The organism is Celeribacter ethanolicus (assembly GCF_002407265.1).
GTDB lineage: Bacteria > Pseudomonadota > Alphaproteobacteria > Rhodobacterales > Rhodobacteraceae > Celeribacter > Celeribacter ethanolicus.
Window position 1 is genome coordinate 128,856 of the sequence record NZ_CP022196.1, and the last position, 23,451, is coordinate 152,306.

18 protein-coding genes are annotated in these 23,451 nt (G+C 62.7%); 11 read left to right on the plus strand and 7 right to left on the minus strand.

The window, feature by feature from the left end; genetic code table 11:
• The first annotated feature begins 108 nt into the window (after positions 1–108).
• Positions 109–324, plus strand: a complete 216-nt coding sequence (locus tag CEW89_RS00570) for a hypothetical protein (protein ID WP_096804514.1) — start codon at positions 109–111, stop codon at positions 322–324.
• A 218-nt stretch (positions 325–542) separates the two neighbouring features.
• Here CEW89_RS00570 and CEW89_RS00575 read toward each other — a convergent pair whose 3' ends face one another.
• From CEW89_RS00575 to cyoA, 5 genes are all read right to left on the minus strand, one after another.
• Entirely contained in the window at positions 543–1,250 is a 708-nt protein-coding gene (locus CEW89_RS00575; RefSeq protein ID WP_096804515.1) for an SURF1 family protein, read from the minus strand.
• 65 nt (positions 1,251–1,315) lie between these two features.
• Positions 1,316–1,732, minus strand: a complete 417-nt coding sequence (gene cyoD, locus CEW89_RS00580; RefSeq protein WP_096804516.1) for a cytochrome o ubiquinol oxidase subunit IV — start codon at positions 1,730–1,732, stop codon at positions 1,316–1,318.
• Entirely contained in the window at positions 1,732–2,337 is a 606-nt protein-coding gene (cyoC, locus tag CEW89_RS00585; RefSeq protein ID WP_066711263.1) for a cytochrome o ubiquinol oxidase subunit III, read from the minus strand. Before cyoC ends, cyoD begins: the two co-directional genes overlap by 1 nt.
• A complete protein-coding gene (cyoB, locus tag CEW89_RS00590) occupies positions 2,334–4,331 on the minus strand; it encodes a cytochrome o ubiquinol oxidase subunit I (protein ID WP_096804517.1) in 1,998 nt (665 codons plus the stop codon). Before cyoB ends, cyoC begins: the two co-directional genes overlap by 4 nt.
• On the minus strand, positions 4,324–5,397 hold the full coding sequence (cyoA, locus tag CEW89_RS00595; protein WP_244906125.1) for a ubiquinol oxidase subunit II: 1,074 nt from the start codon (positions 5,395–5,397) through the stop codon (positions 4,324–4,326). The genes cyoB and cyoA overlap by 8 nt, the downstream gene beginning before the upstream one ends.
• 404 nt (positions 5,398–5,801) lie before the next feature.
• Here cyoA and cyoE point away from each other — a divergent pair, with 404 nt between their 5' ends.
• The gene (gene cyoE / locus CEW89_RS00600; RefSeq protein WP_425321017.1) at positions 5,802–6,758 is read left to right on the plus strand and encodes a heme o synthase; all 957 of its coding nucleotides are present in this window, start codon (positions 5,802–5,804) and stop codon (positions 6,756–6,758) included.
• Positions 6,759–7,162: 404 nt separating this feature from the next.
• Here the strand turns inward: cyoE and CEW89_RS20980 are convergent, their stop codons facing one another.
• Complete coding sequence (locus CEW89_RS20980; RefSeq protein WP_198403471.1) at positions 7,163–7,351, minus strand: hypothetical protein; 189 nt, start codon at positions 7,349–7,351, stop codon at positions 7,163–7,165.
• Positions 7,352–7,487: 136 nt separating this feature from the next.
• Between CEW89_RS20980 and CEW89_RS00610 the strand changes: the two genes are divergently transcribed.
• From CEW89_RS00610 to CEW89_RS00645, 8 genes are all read left to right on the plus strand, one after another.
• Entirely contained in the window at positions 7,488–8,153 is a 666-nt protein-coding gene (locus CEW89_RS00610; protein ID WP_096804519.1) for an NnrU family protein, read from the plus strand.
• Between the two features lie 259 nt (positions 8,154–8,412).
• Complete coding sequence (locus CEW89_RS00615; RefSeq protein WP_096804520.1) at positions 8,413–10,803, plus strand: glycogen/starch/alpha-glucan phosphorylase; 2,391 nt, start codon at positions 8,413–8,415, stop codon at positions 10,801–10,803.
• 63 nt (positions 10,804–10,866) lie between these two features.
• Positions 10,867–13,071, plus strand: a complete 2,205-nt coding sequence (gene glgB / locus CEW89_RS00620; protein WP_096804521.1) for a 1,4-alpha-glucan branching protein GlgB — start codon at positions 10,867–10,869, stop codon at positions 13,069–13,071.
• 59 nt (positions 13,072–13,130) lie between these two features.
• Positions 13,131–14,393: a glucose-1-phosphate adenylyltransferase gene (gene glgC / locus CEW89_RS00625; RefSeq protein WP_066711252.1), complete on the plus strand. Its 1,263-nt coding sequence runs from the start codon at positions 13,131–13,133 to the stop codon at positions 14,391–14,393.
• A gap of 10 nt (positions 14,394–14,403) precedes the next feature.
• Positions 14,404–15,858 carry a glycogen synthase GlgA gene (glgA, locus tag CEW89_RS00630; protein WP_096804522.1) on the plus strand — a complete coding sequence of 485 codons (1,455 nt, stop codon included), beginning with the start codon at positions 14,404–14,406 and terminating at the stop codon, positions 15,856–15,858.
• Positions 15,859–15,860: 2 nt separating this feature from the next.
• Complete coding sequence (gene glgX, locus CEW89_RS00635) at positions 15,861–17,951, plus strand: glycogen debranching protein GlgX (protein ID WP_096804523.1); 2,091 nt, start codon at positions 15,861–15,863, stop codon at positions 17,949–17,951.
• Positions 17,944–19,821, plus strand: a complete 1,878-nt coding sequence (gene malQ, locus CEW89_RS00640) for a 4-alpha-glucanotransferase (RefSeq protein WP_096804524.1) — start codon at positions 17,944–17,946, stop codon at positions 19,819–19,821. The genes glgX and malQ overlap by 8 nt, the downstream gene beginning before the upstream one ends.
• Before the next feature lie 14 nt (positions 19,822–19,835).
• Complete coding sequence (locus CEW89_RS00645) at positions 19,836–21,467, plus strand: alpha-D-glucose phosphate-specific phosphoglucomutase (protein ID WP_066711245.1); 1,632 nt, start codon at positions 19,836–19,838, stop codon at positions 21,465–21,467.
• 53 nt (positions 21,468–21,520) lie between these two features.
• On the opposite strand, the gene CEW89_RS00650 is transcribed toward CEW89_RS00645, so the two are convergent.
• A complete protein-coding gene (locus CEW89_RS00650) occupies positions 21,521–22,810 on the minus strand; it encodes an Nramp family divalent metal transporter (RefSeq protein ID WP_096804525.1) in 1,290 nt (429 codons plus the stop codon).
• Positions 22,811–22,996: 186 nt separating this feature from the next.
• Between CEW89_RS00650 and mntR the strand changes: the two genes are divergently transcribed.
• Positions 22,997–23,413 carry a manganese-binding transcriptional regulator MntR gene (gene mntR / locus CEW89_RS00655; protein WP_066711243.1) on the plus strand — a complete coding sequence of 139 codons (417 nt, stop codon included), beginning with the start codon at positions 22,997–22,999 and terminating at the stop codon, positions 23,411–23,413.
• Positions 23,414–23,451: the final 38 nt, after the last annotated feature.

Genomic DNA, 23,451 nt, shown 5'->3' on the forward strand with positions numbered 1-23,451 from the left:
GACGATGACTCTTCCGCAGACCCGAAACCCGGTTCCGGAGTTTGAAGACGCATTCCGACATGTGCTTCGGGACCTCACGCGTGACCCAACCGTGGATGGACGAGCCTCATGAAACAGGCGCAACCGTCAAAATTCGATGAGAATGCCCATACGAGAGGTCTGAGGGCCTTCCAGTATGAGTTGCTGACGGCAGCGTCGGTGGCCGCTGCGGATGGGTTCGAAGGGGTGGCGCGGGCGTTTCTTTGTCTCGCCGAAAGTGGGTCTGTCAAACCAAACTCCGCTTTCGAAGAGACGGTGGATCGCAGACCGAAGAACGCTCCTTGAGGCGGTGCTGATCCGCAGGTGCGGGGGCGGATGGCATCGCAGAAGCGGCGGCTCTTCTGTCCGGGGCGGGACGCGTTCGGATTGCTCTGACCCGCCCTTTCTCTTTTCGTTTGCCATGATCTGAAGGCTGGCCCGCCAGCCGGAGCGACGATGCCGGTAAAAACTCACCGGCCCCGTTTCATGCGCTGTCGCCGTTCCTGTGCCCGTATGAGCACCGCTCAGGACTTGCGGCGCAGCTCGTGGCGCAGGACGAGGGCGGTGCCAAGCGCCACCACGACGGCCAGCGAGAACCACGTCAGCGCATAGCTCAGATGGGCGTTGCGGAAGCTCACCACGGTCTGTCCGCCGCGGGGCCAGCCGGTGGGGTCGGTCAGCTCCTGATCGACGAAATAGGGGGCGGCTTGCGTGAAGCCTTTCGCTGCGGCGATCGAGGCGATGTCGCGGCGATACCAGCGGTTGTTTTCAGGATCGTTGTCCTGCGAGAACAGCCAGCCCTTGTCCTCAGTGATCCGCAAAAGCCCGGTGACGGTGGTTTCGCCGTCGACATGGCTGAACTCGCCGGACAGGGCGCGGTCCTGTGGCACCACACCCCGGTTGACCATGACGATGGCGCCATCCGCCAATTGCAGCGGCGTCAGCACCCACATCCCGGGGCCGAAATCCGAAGGTGTATAGATCAGCACCTCGTCCTCGTTGAGAAAGGTGCCGGTGAGGGTGACGCGGGTGTATTCGTCTGTCTCGCGGGCGATCGTAGGCCAAAGGTTCGGGCCGGGGGCAGGGACGGGGGCGGCATGGATACGGGCCTCGACCCGCTCGATCAGGTCGAGCTTCCAGTGAAGGCGGTTGACCTGCCAGATGCCGAGGCTTGAGAACCCGGCGATGCCGAGGGCGGCGAGGATCAGGACGATGAGAAGGCGCAGGCGCATGAAGGGTCCCCTTGATAGCAAGCCGGGGCCACGCGGGCCCCGGCGAAAGTTTATGTCAGAGAAGATCAGCCCTGCTGGGACTGAAGGCTCTTCATCTGTTCGAGCTGCTGCTCCATGTCGTGTTTCGGCATCATGTTCTCGTTCATGTTGTGCATGACCCAGAGCGAGCCTGCCAGAACGATGAACAGGATGATCACGGCGAGCACGGTCGCCATGAAGGTGCTGCCCTCTTCCGAGGAGGTGTTCAGATGCAGGAAGAACACCAGATGCACGATGATCTGCACGGCGGCAAAGGCCATGATGATGCCGATCAGCGTGGTGCGGCTCATTTCCACCTCGCCCATGACGAGACCGAAGGGCACGATGGTCAGGATCGCGGCCAGCGCGAAACCGATCATCAGTTGCGACATGGTGCCGTGGCCGGAGCCGTGGTCGTCATGCCCGTGATCGTGCCCGTGTGCGGAATGCGTATCGTGACCCATCAGACCAACCTCACCAGATAGACAAAGGAGAAGACACCGATCCACACGAGATCGAGGAAGTGCCAGAACATCGACAGCGCACCGAGGCGGCGCATGTTTGCCGTGCCCAGACCGTGTTTCGCGATCTGCACCATCAGGGTGACGAGCCAGATGATCCCGCCCGTGACGTGCAGCCCGTGGGTGCCGACGAGGGCGAAGAAGGACGACAGGAAGGCCGACCGGCTCGGACCCGCGCCGATGTGGATCAGGTGATTGAACTCATAGAGTTCCATCGCGATGAAGCCAGCCCCGAACAGGCCGGTGATCGCCAGCCACATCAGCGTGCCGCTCTGGTCCTTCTTGTCGGCGCGCAGCATGGCGAGACCGAAGGTGATCGAGGAGATCAGCAGAAGCGCGGTTTCGATGGCCACGAAGCCCGCTTCGAACAGATCCTTCGGGCCGGGTCCGCCAGCAAAGCTGCCGCCGAGAACCGCGTAGGTGGCGAAGAGCGAACCGAAAATGATGCAGTCGCTCATCAGGTAGATCCAGAACCCGATGGGGGTGGGGCTCTGGTGGTGAACGTCGTGGTCGACGACGCTCACACTTGCGGGGGCGGAGTGGCTCATGCCGCTGCTCCTTTTGCTTCCGTCGCGCTCACTTCCTCAGCGGGAATGTAGTAGTCGCGTTTGTAGTTGAAGGTGTGGAAAATCCCGAGGCCGATCATGCCGACAAAGGCGAGGATCGCGAGCCACCAGATGTACCAGACCATGGCAAAGCCGAACACCAGCGCCAGACCGGCGATCAGCACACCGAAGGCGGTGCCTTTCGGCATATGGATCGGTTTGTAACCGGTGGTCGGCCAGGTGAAGCCCTGTTGCTTCATCGTCCAGAATGCCTCGCGCCCGGTGATCTGAAGATCGAACGGGAAGTTATACGGCGCGGGCGGGGACTGGGTCGCCCATTCCAGCGTGCGCGCATCCCACGGATCGGTGCCACAGGCGAGCTGTTTGCGATCGCGGATCGAGACGTAGAAGTTGATGAAGGTCGAGACGATGCCCAGAAGGATCAGCACCGCACCGAAGGCCGCGACGATGAAATAGGGCTGCCAGCCCGCATCCGGGTATGTGGCGGTCCGGCGGGTCACACCCATCAGGCCAAGCGCATAGAGCGGCATGAAGGCGACATAGAAACCGGTGAACCAGAACCAGAAGCTGCGGCGACCCCATTTGTCGTTCATGCGGAAGCCGAAGGCTTTCGGCCACCAGTAGGAGACCGCCGCATAGACCGCAAACACCACGCCGCCGATGATCACGTTATGGAAGTGCGCAATCAGGAAGAGCGTGTTGTGAAGCTGGAAGTCGACCGGCGGCACGGCCAGCAGCACACCCGTCATCCCACCGATGGTGAAGGTGATCAGGAAGCCAATGGTCCAGAGCATCGGAACCTCAAGCCGCACGCGGCCCTTGTACATGGTGAAGAGCCAGTTGAAGATCTTCACACCGGTCGGCACGGCGATGATCATCGTGGTGATGCCGAAGAAGGTGTTGACGTTGGCGCCGGAGCCCATGGTGAAGAAGTGGTGCAGCCACACCACGAAGGACAGTACCATGATGCAGGCCGTGGCCCAGACCATCGTCTTGTAGCCGAAGATCGGTTTGCCTGAGAAGGTCGACACGATTTCCGAGAACACGCCGAAGCAGGGGATGATGAGGATATAGACCTCGGGGTGACCCCAGATCCAGATCAGGTTGATATACATCATCGCGTTGCCACCAAAGTCATTGGTGAAGAAGCGGAAGTCGAAATAGCGGTCGAGCGTCAGCAGCGACAGGGTGGCGGTCAGCACCGGGAAGGCCACGACGATCAGCACGTTGGTGATCAGCGTCGTCCAGGTGAAGATCGGCATGTCCATGAGCTTCATGCCCGGCGCACGCATCTTGAGCACGGTGGCGATCATGTTGATGCCCGACAGCGTCGTCCCGACCCCTGCGATCTGTAGCGCCCAGAGGTAGTAATCCATCCCCGGTCCGGTACTGTAACTTGCCCCCGACAGAGGCGGGAAGGCCAGCCAGCCGACCCGGGCGAATTCGCCCACGAAGAGCGAGATGTTCACCAGAAGCGCGCCCGACACCGTCATCCAGAACGAGAAGTTGTTCAGGAACGGAAAGGCCACGTCGCGCGCGCCGATCTGCATCGGCATGACATAGTTCATGATCCCGGTGATGAACACCATGGCCACGAAGAAGATCATGATCACGCCGTGAGCGGTGAACACCTGATCGAAGTGGTGCGGCGGCAGATAACCTTCGGCCCCGCCTGCGGCCATCGCCTGTTGTGCCCGCATCATCAGCGCATCGGCAAAGCCGCGGATCAGCATGATGAAGCCCAGCACCATATACATGATGCCGATCTTCTTGTGGTCGACCGTCGTCACCCAGTCCCGCCACAGCGGCACCCAGAGTTTGAAATAGGTCATCAGCGCCAGCACGACGAGCCCGCCAAGGGCCACGCCTGCGAAGGTCGCGATGAGGATCGGTTCGTGATAGGGGATCCAGTCGAGCGTCAGACGCCCGAAGATCGGCGAGAAGGTCTCGGCCGGTTGCACGTATCCGTCAGCCATTGTCTTTTTTCTCCGTGCTCAGGTAGCCGTTGATGATTTCGGGACCGCAGATGGCCGCCGGATCGTTGAAGAAGGCTTCGTGGAAGGCTTCGAGATCCGGGGTCGGCAGTTCCGGCAGTTCAACCGGGTTGCCGAAGCCGTCGATGGTGCGGGCACGGTCGTAGCTGTAGGCATTCGCCGCCGGGATACCCTCGAGGCCACCGCCGCCAAGCTCGTCCTGCATCATCATGTGACCCATGCAGACCTTGCCCTCTTCGACGCACATCTCGACGACGCGGTCGAACAAACCGGCTTCGACGGAGGCGTAGTAGCTCACCGGTTCGTCTATGGTCGGTTTCTCGAGCGCCAGATAGCTGGTGCGGGTTAGCTCACCGCCTTCGGCTTTGGCTTTCTCGATCCAGGCGTTGAAATCTTCATCCGTCATCGAGAGCGTGTCGAAATGCATCTGAGAGAACCCCGGGCCGGAGTAATGTGCGGACCGGCCAAAGAAGGTGCCGGTGTTGTCCGCGATCAGGTGCAGCTTGGTTTCCATGCCAGTCATCGAATAGACCATGCCGCCCAGAGCCGGAATCGACAGGGTGTTCATCACCGTCGAGGAGGTCAGGCGGAAATTGATCGGACGGCCTTCCGGGATCGCCAGCTCGTTGACCGAGGCGACACCGTATTCCGGGTAGATGAACAGCCATTTCCAGTCGAGCGACACCGCCTGAACCTCGACCGGTTCGCCCGCATTCAGGTGATCGAGCGAGCGGTAGGGGTCGAGCCGGTGGGTGTAGACATAGGTTAGCCACCCCAGCGCGATGATGATCAGGATCGGAATGCCCCAGACCGCGACTTCGATCTTGGTCGAATGTTCGAAGGTCGGATCGTAATCGGACTGGTCACTGCGGTCGGCGCGGTACTTCAGCGGGAAGTACACGGCCATGATCAGCACCGGGACGATCACGATGAGCATCAGCCCCGTCGCGATCAAAAGCAGGTTGCGTTCCTGTCCCGCCACCCAGCCCTGGGGCGACAGAACGTCGTACTGGCAGCCGGAAAGCGCAAATGCGCCGGCCAGTGCCAACAGTATTTTCGTTGATGTGTGCAATGCGTGCGTGCCTCTTGATGAGCTTTTCCGGACACGGCGGCGGGTCGGAAACCCGGAGCCGGGCACGGTTGCGTCATCCGCTAACGCGGCGCTGCGGCATAGTGCTCTGTGTCATTCTGTCGCATGGTCATGAAACTTGGTTTTTCAAGCCGATCCTCACGTATTTGTGACATCGGTCAAAAGATACATATTTAAAATATGTTTATTTGTGCGCTTCTGTTGCACTTTTGGATGAAATCGAGTCGCTTGCGCGGATTCGCACGCTTTCGTGATGTGTCACAAGAATTTGCTCTCACATCTTGCCCCGCGCCCCGCGGCTGTCCTATGACACGGCAAAACGCATCCCAAGGATGCAGCGCACATATCAAAGGCATCATGAGATGAGGACGCAGACGATCACCGATCCGACGCTCACGCAGGCTATGAGCGACCCCCGACCGGCCCGGCCGGGCGATTATATCGTTCTTCTGAAACCGCGAGTGATGTCGCTAGTGGTGTTCACGGCGCTTGTGGGCCTTCTGGTCGCGCCCGTGCCGATGGACCCGATCCGCGCCGTGCTCTCGATCCTCTGCATCGCGCTGGGCGGTGGCGCCTCTGGCGCGCTCAATATGTGGTGGGATGCCGACATCGACGCCAAGATGCGCCGCACCGCCAATCGTCCGATCCCGGCGGGGCGGGTGGCCCCGCGCGAGGCGCTCGTGCTCGGGCTGGTGCTCTCCGTGCTCTCCGTCGGCGTGCTGTCGCTGGTCGCCAATCCGGTCGCGGGCGGGCTTCTGGCCTTCACCATCTTCTTCTATGTCGTGATCTACTCGGTTCTTCTGAAGCGCGCGACGCCGCAGAACATCGTGATCGGCGGGGCCTCCGGTGCGCTGCCGCCGATGATCGGTTGGGCCTGCGCCACGGGCGGCATCTCCGTCGACAGCCTCCTGATGTTCGCGTTGATCTTCATGTGGACGCCGCCGCATTTCTGGGCCTTGGCGCTGTTCGTGAAATCCGATTACGGCCGCGCGGGCGTGCCGATGCTGACCGAAACCCATGGTCGCCCTTCAACCCGCCGTCATATTCTGGGTTATACGCTGGTGCTGATCCCGACCTCTCTGGCACTGGGGCTGACCTCGATCGGCGGGCCGGTCTATCTGGCTGTGGCGGGCGTGCTGAACCTGCGCTTTCTGATCGGCGCATGGGCGGTGTTCCGGCGCACGGAAGACCAGGCCGAAGCCGACAATCAGCGCGCCGAGCGGCGGTTGTTCCGCCTCTCGCTCAGCTATCTCTTCCTGCATTTCTGTGCCCTTCTGCTCGAAGCCCTGCTGCACGCCCAAGGCCTGTCCGGCTGGTAAGCAGTCTTCCTGCGGCTTCAATCGGTTGACGCACGACAGGGTCACTGAGCGCCTTGCCCTTAAGCTCCGCCTCGCGCAGCACCGTCACACGGTCGCACAAGTGCATGATTTCCGGCATTTTATGGCTGATCAGCACGATGATCGTTCCCTCCGCACGCAAACGGTGCAGCACGGTGGAAGAGCACCAGCGTGCGCGCCGTCCCAGAGCGCCTTGAGGGTTCCAACCTTCTGACGCGCGCCGACCGGGAGTGTCGAGAGCTTCGCTGTGGGGGCGATACTGGCATCAGAACCGCGGACAGGACCCCTGCGACGGCCCGTGTCACCGCGTCTGCGCCGATGATGCCGACACCGATCCAGTCCGCTCCCATGCAGCCGGAGGCGAGTTTCCAGCGCCCGGGGAGCTTTCAGCCCCCCCCCGCGACGCGCTCGGCCTGCTGCAACGGGTAGAGGCCCCCCGCGTAGACCTGATCGGGGCCGTCGGCATAGATCATCGCCTGTGCGTCGTCGGGCGGGGCGGCGATATAGGTGTTGGCGGAGCCGAAGATCGCGACCCAGGCCGCCGAGCAGTCCACCTCGCCGGTTTTCTCGACCATTTTGAGGAAATGATGCGGGGCACAGGCGTTTCGCGAGTATCTCGGCGCGCCGGATACGCACCTCCTCAATCGTCTTTCCGGCTGAGGCCGTTCTCTGCTAGGGCTGGTGCGACCGATATGTGCAAGAGGAGCGGGAATGCAGGGCTGGAGCGGTTTCATCGCGGCATTCGTCGTGTTCTTCCTGTCACACGCGTTGCCGGTGCGCCCACCGGTGAAGCCTTGGCTGGTGGCGCGGCTGGGCGCGCGCGGCTTCACATGGCTCTATTCGGCCCTCTCCGTGGCGGTGCTCATCTGGCTGATCGTTGCCGCCGGACGGGCCCCTTTCGTGCCGCTCTGGCCCGCGCCGGAGGGGCTGCGTCACATCGCTCTGACGGCGATGCTCGGGGTTTGCCTGATCCTCGCTCTTGCCTTGGGGCGGCCCAATCCCTTTTCCTTCGGCGGCCTGCACGATGACCGTTTCGATCCGGCGCATCCGGGGATCCTGCGGTGGATGCGTCATCCGCTGCTTGTCGCACTCGCGCTCTGGGCGGGGGTGCATGTCCTCGTGAACGGCGATCTGGCGCATGTGATCCTGTTCGGTGCGTTTGCGGCGTTTGCAACCCTCGGCGGGCGGATGATCACCCGGCGCAAACGGCGTGAAATGGGCGCGCTCCATGACCGTCTCAGGGCCGAAACCCGGACCGCGCCGTACCGGCTCGCCCCGTCCTCCGGCACCGCGCTGCGTCTCGTCGCGGGGCTGCTCCTTTACGGCGTTCTGATCGCGCTTCACGGTCCGGCTCACGGCATCAACCCGCTGCCGTGAGCCGGCGGCAAACGCCCGGCCTCCACAAAACTGTCACGCTTGCGTTCTAGGAAGGGGGAGAGTGTCGGGGCATCACACTCATGAGAGGAAATTGCGTAAAACTCTGGCATGTTTAGCGCGTTTCACGATAGGGGTGCTGCAGCGCAGCCAAAAACGGGAACTGTGCCTTGCCACGGGAATTAATAGAGTTTTAGCTAACTATAAACGATTGTTCCTCTGTCTGAGTTCGAAACCCTCTTTAACTTGCATAAGGTGACACATGGCGCGAAAAGTCCGCACATCCTCCGAGTTCCGCGATGCCCTTCTCAAGCATCTCACCTACACGATGGGGAAAGACCCGGAGCATGCGCAGTTTTTCGACTGGCGTATGGCGCTCTCGCACGCGATCCGCGACCGGATGGTCGATCATTGGGTGGATTCGACGCGCAAGACCTATGAGCAGGACGGTAAACGGGTTTACTATCTCTCGATGGAATTCCTGATCGGGCGCTTGCTTGAGGACGGCATCGTCAACCTCGAAATGGTCGAAGAGGTCGAGGACGCGCTGGATCATTTCGGCATGGACATGCGCACCATCCTGAACGACGAACCGGACGCGGCGCTGGGCAATGGCGGTCTCGGCCGTCTCGCCGCCTGTTTCCTCGACAGCCTCTCGACCATCGGCTGCCCCGCCATGGGCTATGGCATCCGCTACGAGAACGGGCTGTTCAAGCAGAGCTTCGTCGATGGCCGTCAGGTGGAGAGCCCGGAAACCTGGTTGCAGGAACCGCATCCTTGGGAGTTCGAGCGCCCGGAAGTGCGCTTTACCCTGGGTTTTGGCGGCGATGTCATCTACGAAAATGGCAAGACGCTCTGGCGCCCCGCCGAGCTTATTCAGGCCGAGGCTTTCGATACGCCGATCATCGGCTGGAAGGGCAAATGGGCCAACACGCTCAGGCTCTGGGCCGGGCGCGCGGTTGATCCGTTCGATCTCGGCCTGTTCAACGCGGGCGATTTCGCCGCCGCCGCCGAGCACGAGGCATTGGCACGGACGATTTCGCGCGTGCTTTACCCCGAGGACAGCAACGAGGCGGGCAAGGAGCTGCGGCTCAAACAGGAGTTCTTCTTCTCCGCCGCCTCGATCCGCGACATCCTGCGCCGCTTCGACAGCCAGCACGACGACATTCGCCTGCTGCCGAAAAAGGTCGCGATCCAGCTCAACGACACCCACCCTGCGATTGCGGGGCCGGAATTGCTGCGCATCCTGCACGACGAGCGCGGCCTGTCCTTCGAGGACGCGCTTGAGATTGTGCATGGCTGCATGAACTACACCAACCACACGCTTTTGCCGGAGGCTCTGGAGCGCTGGGACGAACGCCTGTTCGGTCGCTTGCTGCCGCGGCACCTGCAAATCATCGACCGCATCGACGACGCGCATTTCAAGGCCCACCCGCAGCGCACGCTCTCGGCGCGCTCGGACGGACAGGTCAAGATGGGCGAGCTGTCCTTCATCGTTGCCAATCGTGTGAACGGCGTCTCCGCGCTGCACACCGATCTGATGAAACAGACCGTGTTCAAGGAGCTGCACGCGCTGCACCCGGACCGCATCGTCAACGAGACCAATGGTGTGACGCCGCGCCGCTGGCTGCACAATTGCAACCCGGGCCTGTCGCGGCTGATCACCGACACGATCGGCGATGGCTGGGTCGACGATCTCGAACAGCTCGAAAAGCTGGAACCCTCGATCAGGGACAAGGTCTGGATCGAACGCTTCGAAGGCGTCAAAGCCGCCAACAAGCAGGCACTGGTCAGCTATGTTGCCCAGACCCATGGCGTCAAACTCAACCCGGCGGCGATGTTCGACATCCAGATCAAGCGGATGCATGAATACAAACGCCAGCACCTCAACATCCTCGAGGCCATCGCCCATTGGCAGGAGATCAAGGACAACCCCAACGGCGACTGGACGCCGCGGGTCAAGATCTTTGCAGGCAAGGCGGCACAGGGCTACCATTTCGCCAAGGACATCATCCGGCTGATCAACGACGTGGCCAAGCTGGTGAACGCCGATCACGCGACCCGCGATTACCTTCAGGTGATCTTCCTGCCGAACTACAACGTCACGCTCGCCGAACGGCTGATCCCGGCCGCCGATCTGTCGGAACAGATTTCGACGGCGGGCAAGGAGGCCTCCGGCACCGGCAACATGAAATTCGCGCTGAACGGGGCGCTCACCGTCGGGACGCTCGACGGCGCCAATGTGGAAATTCGCGAGCGCGTCGGCGACGACAATTTCTTCCTCTTCGGCATGCTCGCCGATGAGGTGATGCAGCGCCGGATGATGCATGACCACGCGCAACAGGCGATCGCCGCCGACCCGCGTCTGGCACGCGCGCTCAACGCGCTGCGCGACGGCACGTTCAGCCCGGAAGATCCGGGGCGCTATACCCATATCGCCGATAATTTGACCTGGTCCGATTATTTTCTGGTCTGTTCCGATTTCACCGACTACTGGCGCGCCCAGCGGGAGGTCGATGCGGCCTACAGAAACCCGGACAAATGGGCCGAAATGGCGGCTTTGAACGTGGCGCGGTCGGGGTGGTTCTCCTCTGACCGCACAATTCGCGGCTACATGTGCGATATTTGGGGAGCTGAGAGCCTTCTTGCCTAAAAATCAAAGAGTTGATCAGGCCTGAGAATCTCCTAAGCTCCCCCTAACCAAAGGAAATCGCATATGTCCCCGCTGATTGAGAACGACTTCGCAGACCCCAAAGTGCTGACCCAGATCTGCGAGGGACGCCATGATGATCCTTTCTCCATTCTCGGCCCGCACAAGATCGGTCGCGTGCGCCATGTCACCGTCTACGATCCCGGTGCGGAGGCGATGGCGGCGCTCTCCGGCGGCAAACGCTATCCGCTCGCGCGGGTCGAGGGGTTCAAGGGGCTGTTCCACGGCAAGGTCACGGGCACGAAACCCTATCTGCTCGAAGGCAAATCCGGCAAGGAAGTCTGGAAGGTCGACGATGCTTACCGCTTCGGGCCGGTTCTGGGCGAGATCGACGAATACCTCTTGGGCGAGGGCACGCACCACCACATCTGGAAGGCGCTCGGCGCTCATGTGATGGAGCACGAGGGCACCATGGGTACGCATTTCGCGGTCTGGGCGCCCAATGCCCGCCGTGTCTCTCTGGTCGGGGACTTCAACGCCTGGGACGGGCGGCGCCATGTCATGCGCCGTCGCGGCGCCACCGGCGTCTGGGAGATTTTTATGCCGCTCCTCGGCGAGGGCACACCCTATAAATTCGAGGTGATGGGCGCTTATGGCGACATCCGGCTCAAGGCCGACCCGGTCGGCTTCGGTTCGCAACACCCGCCGGAAACCGCCTCCGTGGTGCGCGACATCTCCGGCTATGGCTGGTCAGACAAGGCCTGGATCGACACCCGCGAGAAATTGCAGGGCCGCGATCAGCCGATCTCGATCTACGAGGTGCAACTCGGCTCCTGGCGGCGCAAGGAGGCTGCCGACGGTGGTTCCCGCCCGATTTCCTACAAGGAAGCCGCCGTCGAGCTGGTGGATTACGTCAAGCATATGGGCTTCACCCATATCGAGTTGATGCCGATTTCCGAATATCCGTTCGACGGCTCCTGGGGCTATCAGCCGGTCGGCATGTTCGCGCCGACCATCCGCTTCGGTCCGCCGCACGAATTCCGCGATCTGGTGAACGCCGCGCACAAGGCGGGGCTGGGCGTGTTGCTCGACTGGGTGCCGGGGCATTTTCCGACCGACAGCCATGGCTTGGCGCATTTCGACGGCACGGCACTCTATGAGCACGCCGATCCGCGCGAAGGCTTCCATCAGGACTGGAACACGCTGATCTACAATTATGGCCGCACCGAGGTCGCCAACTTCCTGACCTCCAACGCGCTCTACTGGCTCGAGGAATACCATGTCGACGGGCTGCGTGTCGATGCCGTGGCCTCGATGATCTACCGCGACTATTCGCGCGCCGAGGGGCAGTGGATTCCCAATTCCCAGGGCGGGCGGGAGAATTTCGAGGCGATCTCCATGTTGCAGACCATGAACACGCTCGCCTATGGCGAAGTGCCCGGCGTGATGACCGTGGCGGAGGAAAGCACCGCCTATGCGGGTGTCTCCGCCCCGGTCGACAGCGGCGGTCTGGGCTTTGGCTTCAAGTGGAACATGGGCTGGATGAACGACACGCTGGACTACATGTCCCGCGAGCCGATCCATCGCAAATACCACCACCACCAGATGACCTTTGGCATCCATTATGCCTTCTCGGAGAATTTCATCCTGCCGATCAGCCATGACGAGGTGGTGCACGGCAAACAGTCGATGCTGTCGAAGATGCCCGGCAACGAATGGGAGAAATTCGCCAACCTGCGCGCCTATTACGGCTTCATGTGGGGGCATCCCGGCAAGAAGCTGCTGTTCATGGGGCAGGAATTCGCCCAGTGGCAGGAATGGAACCACGAGAAGGAAATCGACTGGGCCTGTCTCGTGTACAATATGCACGAAGGCGTTCAGCACCTGGTGCGCGATCTCAACACGCTCTACCGCGACACCCCCGCGCTCTACGCCAAGGATTGCGAGGACGGCGGCTTCCAGTGGATCGAGGCCAACGATGCCGAGGCCTCCGTCTATGCCTGGGTGCGCCGCGGCCAGCCGGGCGATCCCGAAGTGGTCGTGGTCTGCAACTTCACGCCGGTGGAGCGTATGGAGTACAAGCTTGGCTTCCCGTCGGAAGGCAGGTGGATCGAAGCGTTGAACAGTGACGCGGAATGTTATGGCGGCGGTGGCCGCGGCAACATGGGCTCCGCTCTCGCCAGAGCGGACGCCTGGCAGGGGCAGCCCGCAGCCGCCGTGATCACCCTGCCTCCGCTTTCGACCATGATTTTTGTTAAAGACGACGCGTGAACGCCGAGGCGGTCAGCCCGCGGGCAGGACTGCCCGAAAACGCACCAGAGAGGACAGACATGCCAAATTCGAGAAACAGGCTGGCACCGCGCACCATGGCGTTCGTGTTGGCTGGCGGCCGCGGATCGCGGCTCAAGGAATTGACCAATGATCGGGTGAAGCCTGCCGTCTATTTCGGCGGCAAGAACCGGATCGTCGATTTCGCCCTCTCGAATGCGCTCAATTCCGGCATCCGCAAGATGGCGATCGCGACCCAGTACAAGGCGCATTCGCTCATTCGCCACATCCAGCGCGGCTGGACCTTCTTTAGGGCCGAGCGCAACGAATTCCTCGACATCCTGCCCGCCTCGCAACGCTACGAGGAAAGCACCTGGTATCGCGGCACCGCCGATGCCGTGGCGCAAAACATCGACATCATCGACAGCTACAATGTCGATTACATCCTGATCCTTGCTGGCGATCACATCTACAAGATGGATTACGAGGTGATGATCCGTCAGCACGTCGACACCAATGCCGACGTGACCATCGGCTGTCTGACCGTGGACCGCAAGGAAGCCTCGGCCTTTGGGGTCATGGGCGTCGATGCGACCGACCGGATCACCTCTTTCCTCGAGAAACCCGTCGATCCGCCCGCCATTCCCGGCGAGCCGAGCAAGTCTCTGGCCTCGATGGGCATCTATGTCTTCAACTGGAAATTCCTGCGCGAACGTCTTCTGGAGGATATGGAAGACCCGAACTCGTCGCACGATTTCGGCAATGACCTGATCCCCGAGCTGGTGAAAAAGGGCAAGGCCCAGGCGCACCGCTTCACCGACAGTTGCGTGCGTCCGGAAGGCGCCGAAGCCTATTGGCGCGACGTAGGGACCATCGACGCCTACTGGAAGGCCAATATCGACCTCACCGATTTCACCCCGGAGCTCGATCTCTGGGATCGCGAATGGCCGATCTGGACCTATTCCGAACTGACGCCGCCCGCGAAGTTCATCCACGACCGCCCCGATCGTCGCGGCTCCGCCGTGAGTTCCATGGTCTCCGGCGGCTGCATCATCTCCGGCACGGAGATCCGCGAGAGCCTGCTGTTCACCCATGTGCGCACCAATTCCTATTCCTCGCTCGAACGCGCGGTGGTGCTGCCCTATGCCAATATCGCCCGTCATTGCCAGCTCAAGAACGTGGTGATCGACCGCGGCGTGCAGGTGCCCGAGGGGCTTGTCGTCGGCGAGGACCCGGAAGTCGATGCCAAGTGGTTCCGCGTCTCGCCCGGCGGCGTGACGCTGATCACCCAGGAGATGCTCGACCGCAGAGCGCAAGGTTTGTGAGGAACATCCGATGATCAAGGTTCTGTCGGTCACGTCTGAATGTGTGCCATTGATCAAGACCGGGGGGCTCGCCGATGTGGCGGGCTCCCTGCCGTCTGCACTGGCCTCCCACGGGGTCGAGATGCGCACGCTTCTGCCCGGCTATCGCCAGGTGCTCGCCGCCCAGCCCGAGGCCGAGACCGTGTTCGAGGTCTGGGACCTGTTCGGGGGCTTCGCTCGCATCCGCCGCGGCACGCTGGGCGAGGGCAAACACGCCACGCCGCTTTATATCCTCGATGCGCCGCATCTCTACGATCGCGACGGCAAGCCCTATAACGGCCCCGACGGCCATGACTGGTGGGACAACCCCCAGCGCTTCGCCGCCCTGTCGCTGGCCGCCGCGATGATCGCGGCGCATGGCATCGAACAGTGGTTCCCCGATGCCTTGCATCTCCATGACTGGCAGGCGGGGCTGACCCCGGTCTACCTGCGTGAGCTGGGCGCGGCCGAACGGGTCAAGACCCTGATGACCATTCATAACATCGCCTTTCAGGGCTGCTATGGTGCCGACATGGTCTACACCCTCGGCCTGCCGCCGCAGGGCTTTACCGCAAGCGGGTTCGAATACTGGGGGCAGGTCTCGACGCTCAAGGCGGGCATCATGGCCGCGACCAAGGTTTCGACCGTTTCCCCGACCTATGCGCGCGAGCTGATGGACGGGTCTTTCGGCATGGGGATGGAGGGCGTGCTTGCCGCCCGGGGGGCCGATTTCACCGGGATCCTCAACGGCATCGACCTCGATCTCTGGAAACCGTCGTACAAATCGCCCAAGGGCAAGGAAAAGTTCAAAGCCGCGCTGCGCGAAGAGCTTGGCCTGCCCGAAAGCGACGGGCCTTTGTGTGTGGTGATCTCGCGGCTGACCGGGCAGAAGGGATTCGATCTTCTGCTCGAGGCGCTGCCGACGCTGATTGAGCGGGGCGGTCAACTGGCGTTGCTGGGCTCCGGCGAGGGCTATTTCGAAAGCGCCTTCCGCGATGCCGCGCTGAAATATCCGGGCGTTTCCGTGCGGATCGGCTATGACGAGGCCTTCGCCCGCCGTCTGATCGAGGGTGGCGACGCCATCCTCGTGCCCTCGCGTTTCGAACCCTGCGGTTTGACCCAGCTTTACGGGTTGCGCTTTGGCACACTGCCGCTGGTGTCGCTGACCGGCGGTCTTGCCGACACGGTCATTCAGGCCAACCCTGCGGCGCTCTCTGCCGGTGTGGCGACCGGGCTGCAATTCACGCCGATCACCACCGAGGCGCTCGAAGTGGCGATCCACCGCATGTGCGATCTCTATGCCAAGCCGAAGGTCTGGCATCAGATGATGAAAAACGCCATGGCGCAGCCGGTGGGGTGGGACACCTCCGCCGAAGCCTATGCCGATCTCTTCCGGGAGATGGTCGGTGAGGGGACAGACCCCGAAGCGGATGAGACGGACGCGTAACCATGAGCTCGATGACGATCCTTGGCGGTCATGCCGCGCCCCTCGGGGCCACCTTCGATGGCGAAGGCGTCAATTTTGCCGTGTTCTCCGAACATGCCCGCCGGATCACGCTCTGTCTCTTTTCGCCCGACGGGCGGACCGAAACCCACCGCATCGACCTGCCGGAGCGCGACGGCGATGTCTGGCACGGCTATGTCCCCGGCCTGCGCCCCGGCCAGATGTACGGGCTGCGCGCCGATGGTCCCTATGCGCCCCACGAAGGCCACCGGTTCAACTACAACAAACTGCTTCTCGACCCCTATGCCAAGCGTCTGACGCGCCATCCTGAATGGCACGACGCGCTGATGGGCTACCGGGTCGGGCATGCCGATATCGACCTGTCCTTCGACCGCCGCGACAGCGCACGTTACATGCCGCGCTGCGTGGTCGAGGACGTGCTTTTTGCCTGGGGGCGGGACAAGGCGCCGCGACGCCCGACCTCGCAGTCGGTGATCTACGAGGCCCATGTCAAAGGCATGACCCAGCTCCACCCCGATGTGCAGCACAAGGGAAAATTCCTCGGCCTCGCCTCCGATGCGGTGCTCGATCACCTCGTCAAGCTCGGCATTACCGCGATCGAGCTTTTGCCGGTGCAGGCCTTTCTCAACGACCGCTTCCTCATCGAGAAGGGGCTGGTGAATTACTGGGGCTATCAGACCCTCGGGTTTTTCGCCCCCGATCCGCGTTACCTTGCCCACGACCAGATCGCCGAGTTCCAGCATATGGTCGCACGTCTGCATTCGGCGGGGATCGAGGTCATCATGGATGTGGTCTACAACCACTCCTGCGAGGGCAACGAACTTGGCCCGACGCTGTCGTTCCGTGGCCTCGACAATCGCAGCTATTACCGTCTCGCCGACGATCCGCGCTATTACATCAATGACACCGGCACCGGCAACACGCTCAATATCGACCACCCGATGGTGCTGCGCATGGTGCTCGACAGTCTGAGATACTGGGTCGAGGAGATGCATGTCGACGGCTTCCGCTTCGATCTCTGCACCACGCTTGGCCGCACGCCCACCGGCTTTGATCGCGGCGCGTCCTTCTTCGATGCGATCCGGCAGGACCCGGTTCTGACCCGTGTGAAGCTCATTGCAGAGCCTTGGGACATCGGTCCCGGCGGCTACCGGGTGGGGGGCTTTCCGCCGCCCTTCCTGGAGTGGAACGACAAGTTCCGCGATGGTGTGCGCCGCTTCTGGCGCGGCGATGCGGGCCACGTGGCCGTGCTCGCCGACCGCATCACCGGATCGGCGCTGCAATTCGACCACTCGGGCCGTCCCGCCACCACCTCGGTTAATTTCGTCACCGCCCATGACGGTTTCACGCTCATGGACGTGGTCAGCTACACCCAGAAGCACAATGAGGCCAATGGCGAGGGCAACCGCGACGGCCACAATGACAACGCCTCCGACAACATGGGCGTCGAAGGGCCGACGGACGATCCGAAAATCCTCGCGGTGCGGGCGCAGCGGCGGCGCAACCTGCTGGCCACGGTGTTGTTCTCGCAGGGCACGCCGATGATCCTGGCGGGCGACGAGCTGGGCAACACGCAATGGGGTAACAACAATGCCTATTGTCAGGACAACGAGATCGGCTGGCTCGACTGGTCGGATTACGACGCGGATTTTCTCGATTTCGTGCGCCGTCTGATCGCGTTCCGGCGGGAACACCCGATCCTGCGGCAGAAACGCTTCCTGCATGCCCGCGAACGCATCGTCGACGGTCTCGAAGACCTGTTCTGGTGGCGTGCCGACGGGCGTCCGATGCGCGACGAGGACTGGGGCGCGCCCGAACTCAAGACGCTCTGTGCCGAAATGCGCATCGCCTCGGGCACGCCGATCTATGCGCAGCGCGAGGAGGCGCTGTTCCTGGTGTTCAACCGTGGTCCCGATGTCGAGGTCAAGCTGCCGGAAGCCCCGGATGGGCGGCGCTGGCGGCTCTGGATCGACACCGGACGGCCGGAAATCGACGGCAAGGTGATGACCTTGCCCACTGTGTTCGCGGGATGCGAGACGACGCTGATGCTTGAGCTGGAGGCCTATAATGACTGACCCGAGGCTCGAACTGGCCTATGCCCGTGGCATCTACGCCGAATATTACGACCAGATGGGCGTGCATCATGTGACCTCGGTGGAGACTGCCGTCGCCCTTCTGGCCGCGATGGGCATCGAGGCTGCGACCGAGGCCGAGGCGCGCGTGCATCTCGAAGAGGGCGACGGGGTTCTGCCCTGGGATGTGGTCTGCGAAGCGGGGGCCAAGCCCTGTGTCGACATTGGCGACGCGCCTTGGGAGCTGATCTTCGAAACCGGCGAAATGCTCGAAGGGCAGGGGGCCGATGCGCTGCCGGAGTTGCCATTGGGCATTCACAAGCTGATTGCCGCATTCCCCGACCGGGCGCAGCGGATCACGCTTCTGGCCGCCCCTGCGACCATTCCGCTGCCGCCGCGCGGCTGGGGCATGACCGTGCCGCTCTATGCGCTCTCCGATAAGGGCATCGGCTCTTACGGCGATCTTATGCCCGTGGTCCAAAGCCTCGGTGCGAAGGGCGCGGGCTTTGTCGGCATGAACCCGGTGCATGCCGGCTTCCCCACCGATCCCGGCCTGTTCTCGCCCTATACGCCGTCGCACCGCCGCCGTCTCAACGCGCTCTACCTCGCCACCGACACCGGACGGAGCGGCTCGCTGATCGACTATGTCAAAGCCGGTCCGACCCGGCTCAAGAACCTGCGCAAGGTCTTCGACAAAACCACCCCGGCCCCGGCCTTTCTGGCCTATGTCGCCGCAGAAGGTCCGGCGCTCGAAACCTTCGCCCTGCATCAGGTGCTTTCCGAGATCCACGGGCCGTTCTGGTGCCATTGGCCCGCCGAGTATCAGGATCCCGAAAGCGAAGCCTGCGTGGCGGCGCGCGCCGAACTGAAAGAAGAAATCCTGTTCTGGTCCTGGCTGCAATGGCAGGCCGAGGAAGCCCTGAGCGAATTGCAGGACGAGGCGAAAGCCTCCGGCATGGCGCATGGCATCTATCTCGATCTCGCGGTCGGCACCCACCCGCATGGCGCCGAAACCTGGGAGGATCGCGAGGTCTTCGCTCTGGGCGCCTCCCTTGGCGCGCCGCCCGATGCGTTTGCCGCCGAGGGGCAGAACTGGGGCCTCGCGCCGTTCAATCCGATCACGCTTCGGGACCGAGCCTATGCGCCTCTGGCGGACACTTTCGCGCGTCAGCTCCGGGTCTCCGGCATGCTGCGGATCGACCATATTCTCGGGTTCGAACGTACCTTCTGGGTGCCGCAGAACGCGCCCGGTTCTTATGTCGCCATGCCGCGGGACGCCATGCTGGCCGTCGCCCGGATCGAGGCGGCACGGGCCGGAAACGGCGCGGGCGGGGTCATCGTCGGCGAGGACCTCGGCAATATCCCCGACGGGTTGCGCGAGGCTCTGAGTGCCTCGGGCGTGTTGGGCTGCCGTGTTGCCATGTTCGAACGCTGGACCTGGGACAACCCGGAATTCAAACCGGCGGAGGCCTATGACGAAGCCGCTGTCGCGTCATTCTCGACCCATGACCTGCCGACCTGGCTCGGCTGGCGGCAAGGCGCGGAGATCACCGCGCGGCGCAAAGCGGGCGGGATCGACGCCGCGCAGGAGGCGGAAAGCCTTGCGCATCGCACCCGCGAAGTGGCGGCGATCGACCGGGTTATGCCCGGCACGGATCAGGACGCGCTGCACGACTTTCTCGCACGCACGCCCTCGCGTCTTGTCGCGGTGCAAGCCGAGGTGATTCTTGATATGGTGGAACAGCAGAACCTGCCGGGCACCACGAGCGAATATCCCAACTGGCGCATTCGCCTGCCGGGAGGGGGAGAGGCGCTGGCCTCCCATGAGAAACTTGAGCGCGTGGCCGAGATCATGCGCCGCAACGACCGTTGAAAGAGGAAGACACCATGACCCGCACTGTGGTTGCCACGACCCCGATCGAAGGCCAGAAGCCCGGGACCTCCGGCCTGCGCAAGAAAACTCCGGTTTTCATGCAACCGCATTATCTGGAGAATTTCGTCCAGTCGATTTTCAACGCCACCGGCGGTGCGGAGGGTAAGACCTATGTGCTGGGTGGTGACGGGCGCTATTTCAACGACCGCGCGGCGCAGGTGATCCTGCGCATGGCGGCGGCCAATGGGGCGAAAAAGGTCATCGTCGGCGTGAATGCCCTGCTGTCGACCCCGGCCGCCTCGAACCTCATCCGCAAACGCAAGACCGATGGCGGCATCATCATGTCCGCCTCCCACAATCCCGGCGGTCCGACCGAAGATTTCGGCGTCAAGTTCAACAGCGACAATGGCGGTCCCGCGCCCGAGGGCATCACCGACAAGATTTTCGCCGAGACCCGGAGCCTCAGCGAATATGTCATCTGCGAGAGCCACGATCTCGATCTCTCCGCGCCGGGCATGACGACGCTCTACGGCATGGAGATCGAGGTGGTCGATCCGGTTGTCGATTACCATCTGATGATGGAAGAGATTTTCGATTTCGAAGCGATCCGCACGCTTTTCGCCTCCGGCTTCACCCTGCGCTTCGATGCCATGCATGCCGTCACCGGCCCCTATGCCAAGGCGATCCTCGAAGGCTCGCTTGGCGCGCCCGAGGGTTCCGTGGTCAATGCCGTGCCCTCGCCGGATTTCGGCGGTGGTCATCCGGACCCGAACCCGATCTGGGCCAAGCCCCTGATGGATCTGATGTTCTCCGGCGACGCCCCGGATTTCGGCGCGGCCTCCGACGGCGACGGCGACCGCAATATGATCGTGGGCCGCAACGCCTATGTGACCCCCTCCGACAGTCTCGCCGTGCTGGCCGCCAACGCCACTTTGGTGCCGGGCTACAAGGGCGGGCTTAAGGGCGTGGCGCGGTCCATGCCGACCTCGCGGGCGCTCGACCGGGTGGCGGAGGCACTTGGCATCGGCTGTTACGAGACGCCGACCGGCTGGAAATTCTTCGGCAACCTCCTGGATGCGGGCCGTGCGACGCTGTGCGGTGAGGAAAGTGCCGGTACCGGTTCCGATCACGTTCGCGAGAAAGACGGGCTCTGGGCCGTGCTGTTCTGGCTCAACGTGCTCGCCGTGCGACAGCAGAGCGTGGCGGAGATCATGGCCGATCATTGGGCCAAATACGGTCGCAACTACTATTCCCGCCACGATTTCGAGGCGGTTGACAGCGACGCGGCCCACGGGCTGATGCAGGCGCTGCGCACCCGTCTGCCGAACCTGCCGGGCCGTGAGGTCGAGGGCATGACCATCGAGGCGGCCGACGAGTTCGCCTATGACGATCCGGTCGACGGGTCGCGCTCCGAAGGGCAGGGCATTCGCATCCTGTTCAAATGCGGCGGACGGATCGTGTTCCGGCTCTCTGGCACCGGCACCGAAGGCGCGACGCTCAGGGTCTATCTCGAAAAGGTGGAAACCAACGCGGCGGCTCTTCAGGACAATCCGCAGAACGCGCTCTCGGGTATTGCCGCCGCCGCGGACAGCCTCGCGGAAATCCGGGCCCGCACAGGGCGGAATGCCCCGGATGTCATCACCTGAGACGGTTTGACCGAGATGAGAAAGGCCGGGGATTGCCCCGGCCTTTTTGCGTTTCACCCCTCGAGAAACGGGATGGGCACACCGAAAGCCCCGGCCAGAAGGATGAAATTGAGGCTCAGGACGGCGATGGCGCCGAGGATCGCCAGCATGCGGATCAGTGGTGAGACGGTGAACACCCCCATGATGTCGCGGCGGGCGACGAACACGATCAGCGCGATCATCGGCACCGGCAGGGCGATGGAGAGGATCACCTGTGACACGACGAGCGCCTGTGTCGCGTTCACGCCCAGGGCGACGACGACAAAGGCCGGAACCATGGTGATCAGGCGGCGCAGCCAGATCGGGATACGGATGTGCAGAAAGCCCTGCATGATCATTTGCCCGGCCATGGTGCCGACGACGGAGGACGACACCCCCGAGGCGATGAGAGAGGTCAGAAAGATCGCCGCCGCCGCGCCGCCCAGCAAAGGGGTGAGCGTGTGATAGGCGGTCTCGATCTCGGAGACTTCGGAATGGCCCTGGTGAAAGGCGCTCGCCGCCATCATCACCATCGCCATGTTGACCATCCCCGCCACCGCAAGCGCCAGAACCACCTCGGTGTTGGAAAAGCGCACCAACTTGCGCCGGTCGCTGTCGTCGCGCGGCGCGGCGCGGGACTGGGTGAGGCCCGAGTGCAGGTAGATCGCATGCGGCATGACCGTCGCGCCGATGATCCCCACGGCAATCGTCAGCGCGGCATGATCGGGCAGGGCGGGGCTGACGAGGCCAAGCCCGGTGGCCTGCCAGTCGATCGGTGCAATGAGGATTTCCGCGAGGTAACACAGGCCGATCACCCCCACCATCGCGCCGATGATCAGCTCCATCGGGCGAAAGCCGCGGCCCTCGAACAAGAGGATGCCATAGGTCACGAGGGCGGTGATCGCCATGCCGACGATGAGCGGCAGGTTGAACAAAAGCGACAGGCCGATGGCACCGCCGAGGAATTCGGCGAGGTCGGTGGCCATGGCGGCGATCTCGCTCACGAACCACATCACCAGAACCACGGGTTTGGAAAAATTGTCGCGCGACAGTTCGGCGAGGTTCTTGCCGGTGACGATGCCGAGCCGGGCGGAGAGTGCCTGGAACAGCATGGCGATCAGGTTGGCGAGCAGCACGACCCACAGAAGCGTATAGCCATAACCCGCCCCGGCCTGAATGTTCGTGGCGTAATTGCCCGGGTCCATATAGGCCACAGAGGCGATGATCGCGGGGCCTGCGAACAACAGCCGTGCGCGCAGCCCGTGACGCTCGCCCCGAAGGACGGCGGCAATGCCTGTGCGGGTGTTTCCGGAAAGATCGTGCATGATGTCGGGTCCTGTTCTGGCGGTCCTGGTCCGGTCGCGCATTGCGACTCGGGGATGTTCTTTTCTCGACTTATAGCCATTGCTATATTTCTTGCAAAACACAATTTTATGTGCAGGTATATTTATGTGTGCGGACTGGTGCTTCGGACCGGGTCTGGCTATATCTTCGGCAAAGAGGAGGCGCCCATGACCGAGATCGACGGACAGGTTCCCGAACGCTTCGCCCGTGCGCGCGAGGCGCAATCGGTGGCGCTTCTGGAAGATTATGTGGAAATGATCGGCGATCTGATCTCCGAGCTGGGCGAAGCGCGGGTTGCCGACATCGCCGAGCGCATGGGGGTCGCGCAACCCACGGCGACCAAGGCGATCTCACGGCTCAAACGCGAAGGCTTGGCCACCGCACGGCCCTATCGCGGCGTGTTCCTGACCGAAGAGGGCGCCGATCTCGCCGACCGGGTGCGGGCGCGTCATCGCACGGTGGTCGAGCTTCTGGTCGCGGTGGGCGTGCCCGAAGAGGTTGCCGAGCTCGATGCCGAGGGGATCGAGCACCATGTCTGCGACGAGACGCTGGCTGCCTTCGAAGCCTTTCTCAAAAGCAGGTGAGCCCCAGAAGACGCAAGCGGGTGGCAAGAAAAAAGGCC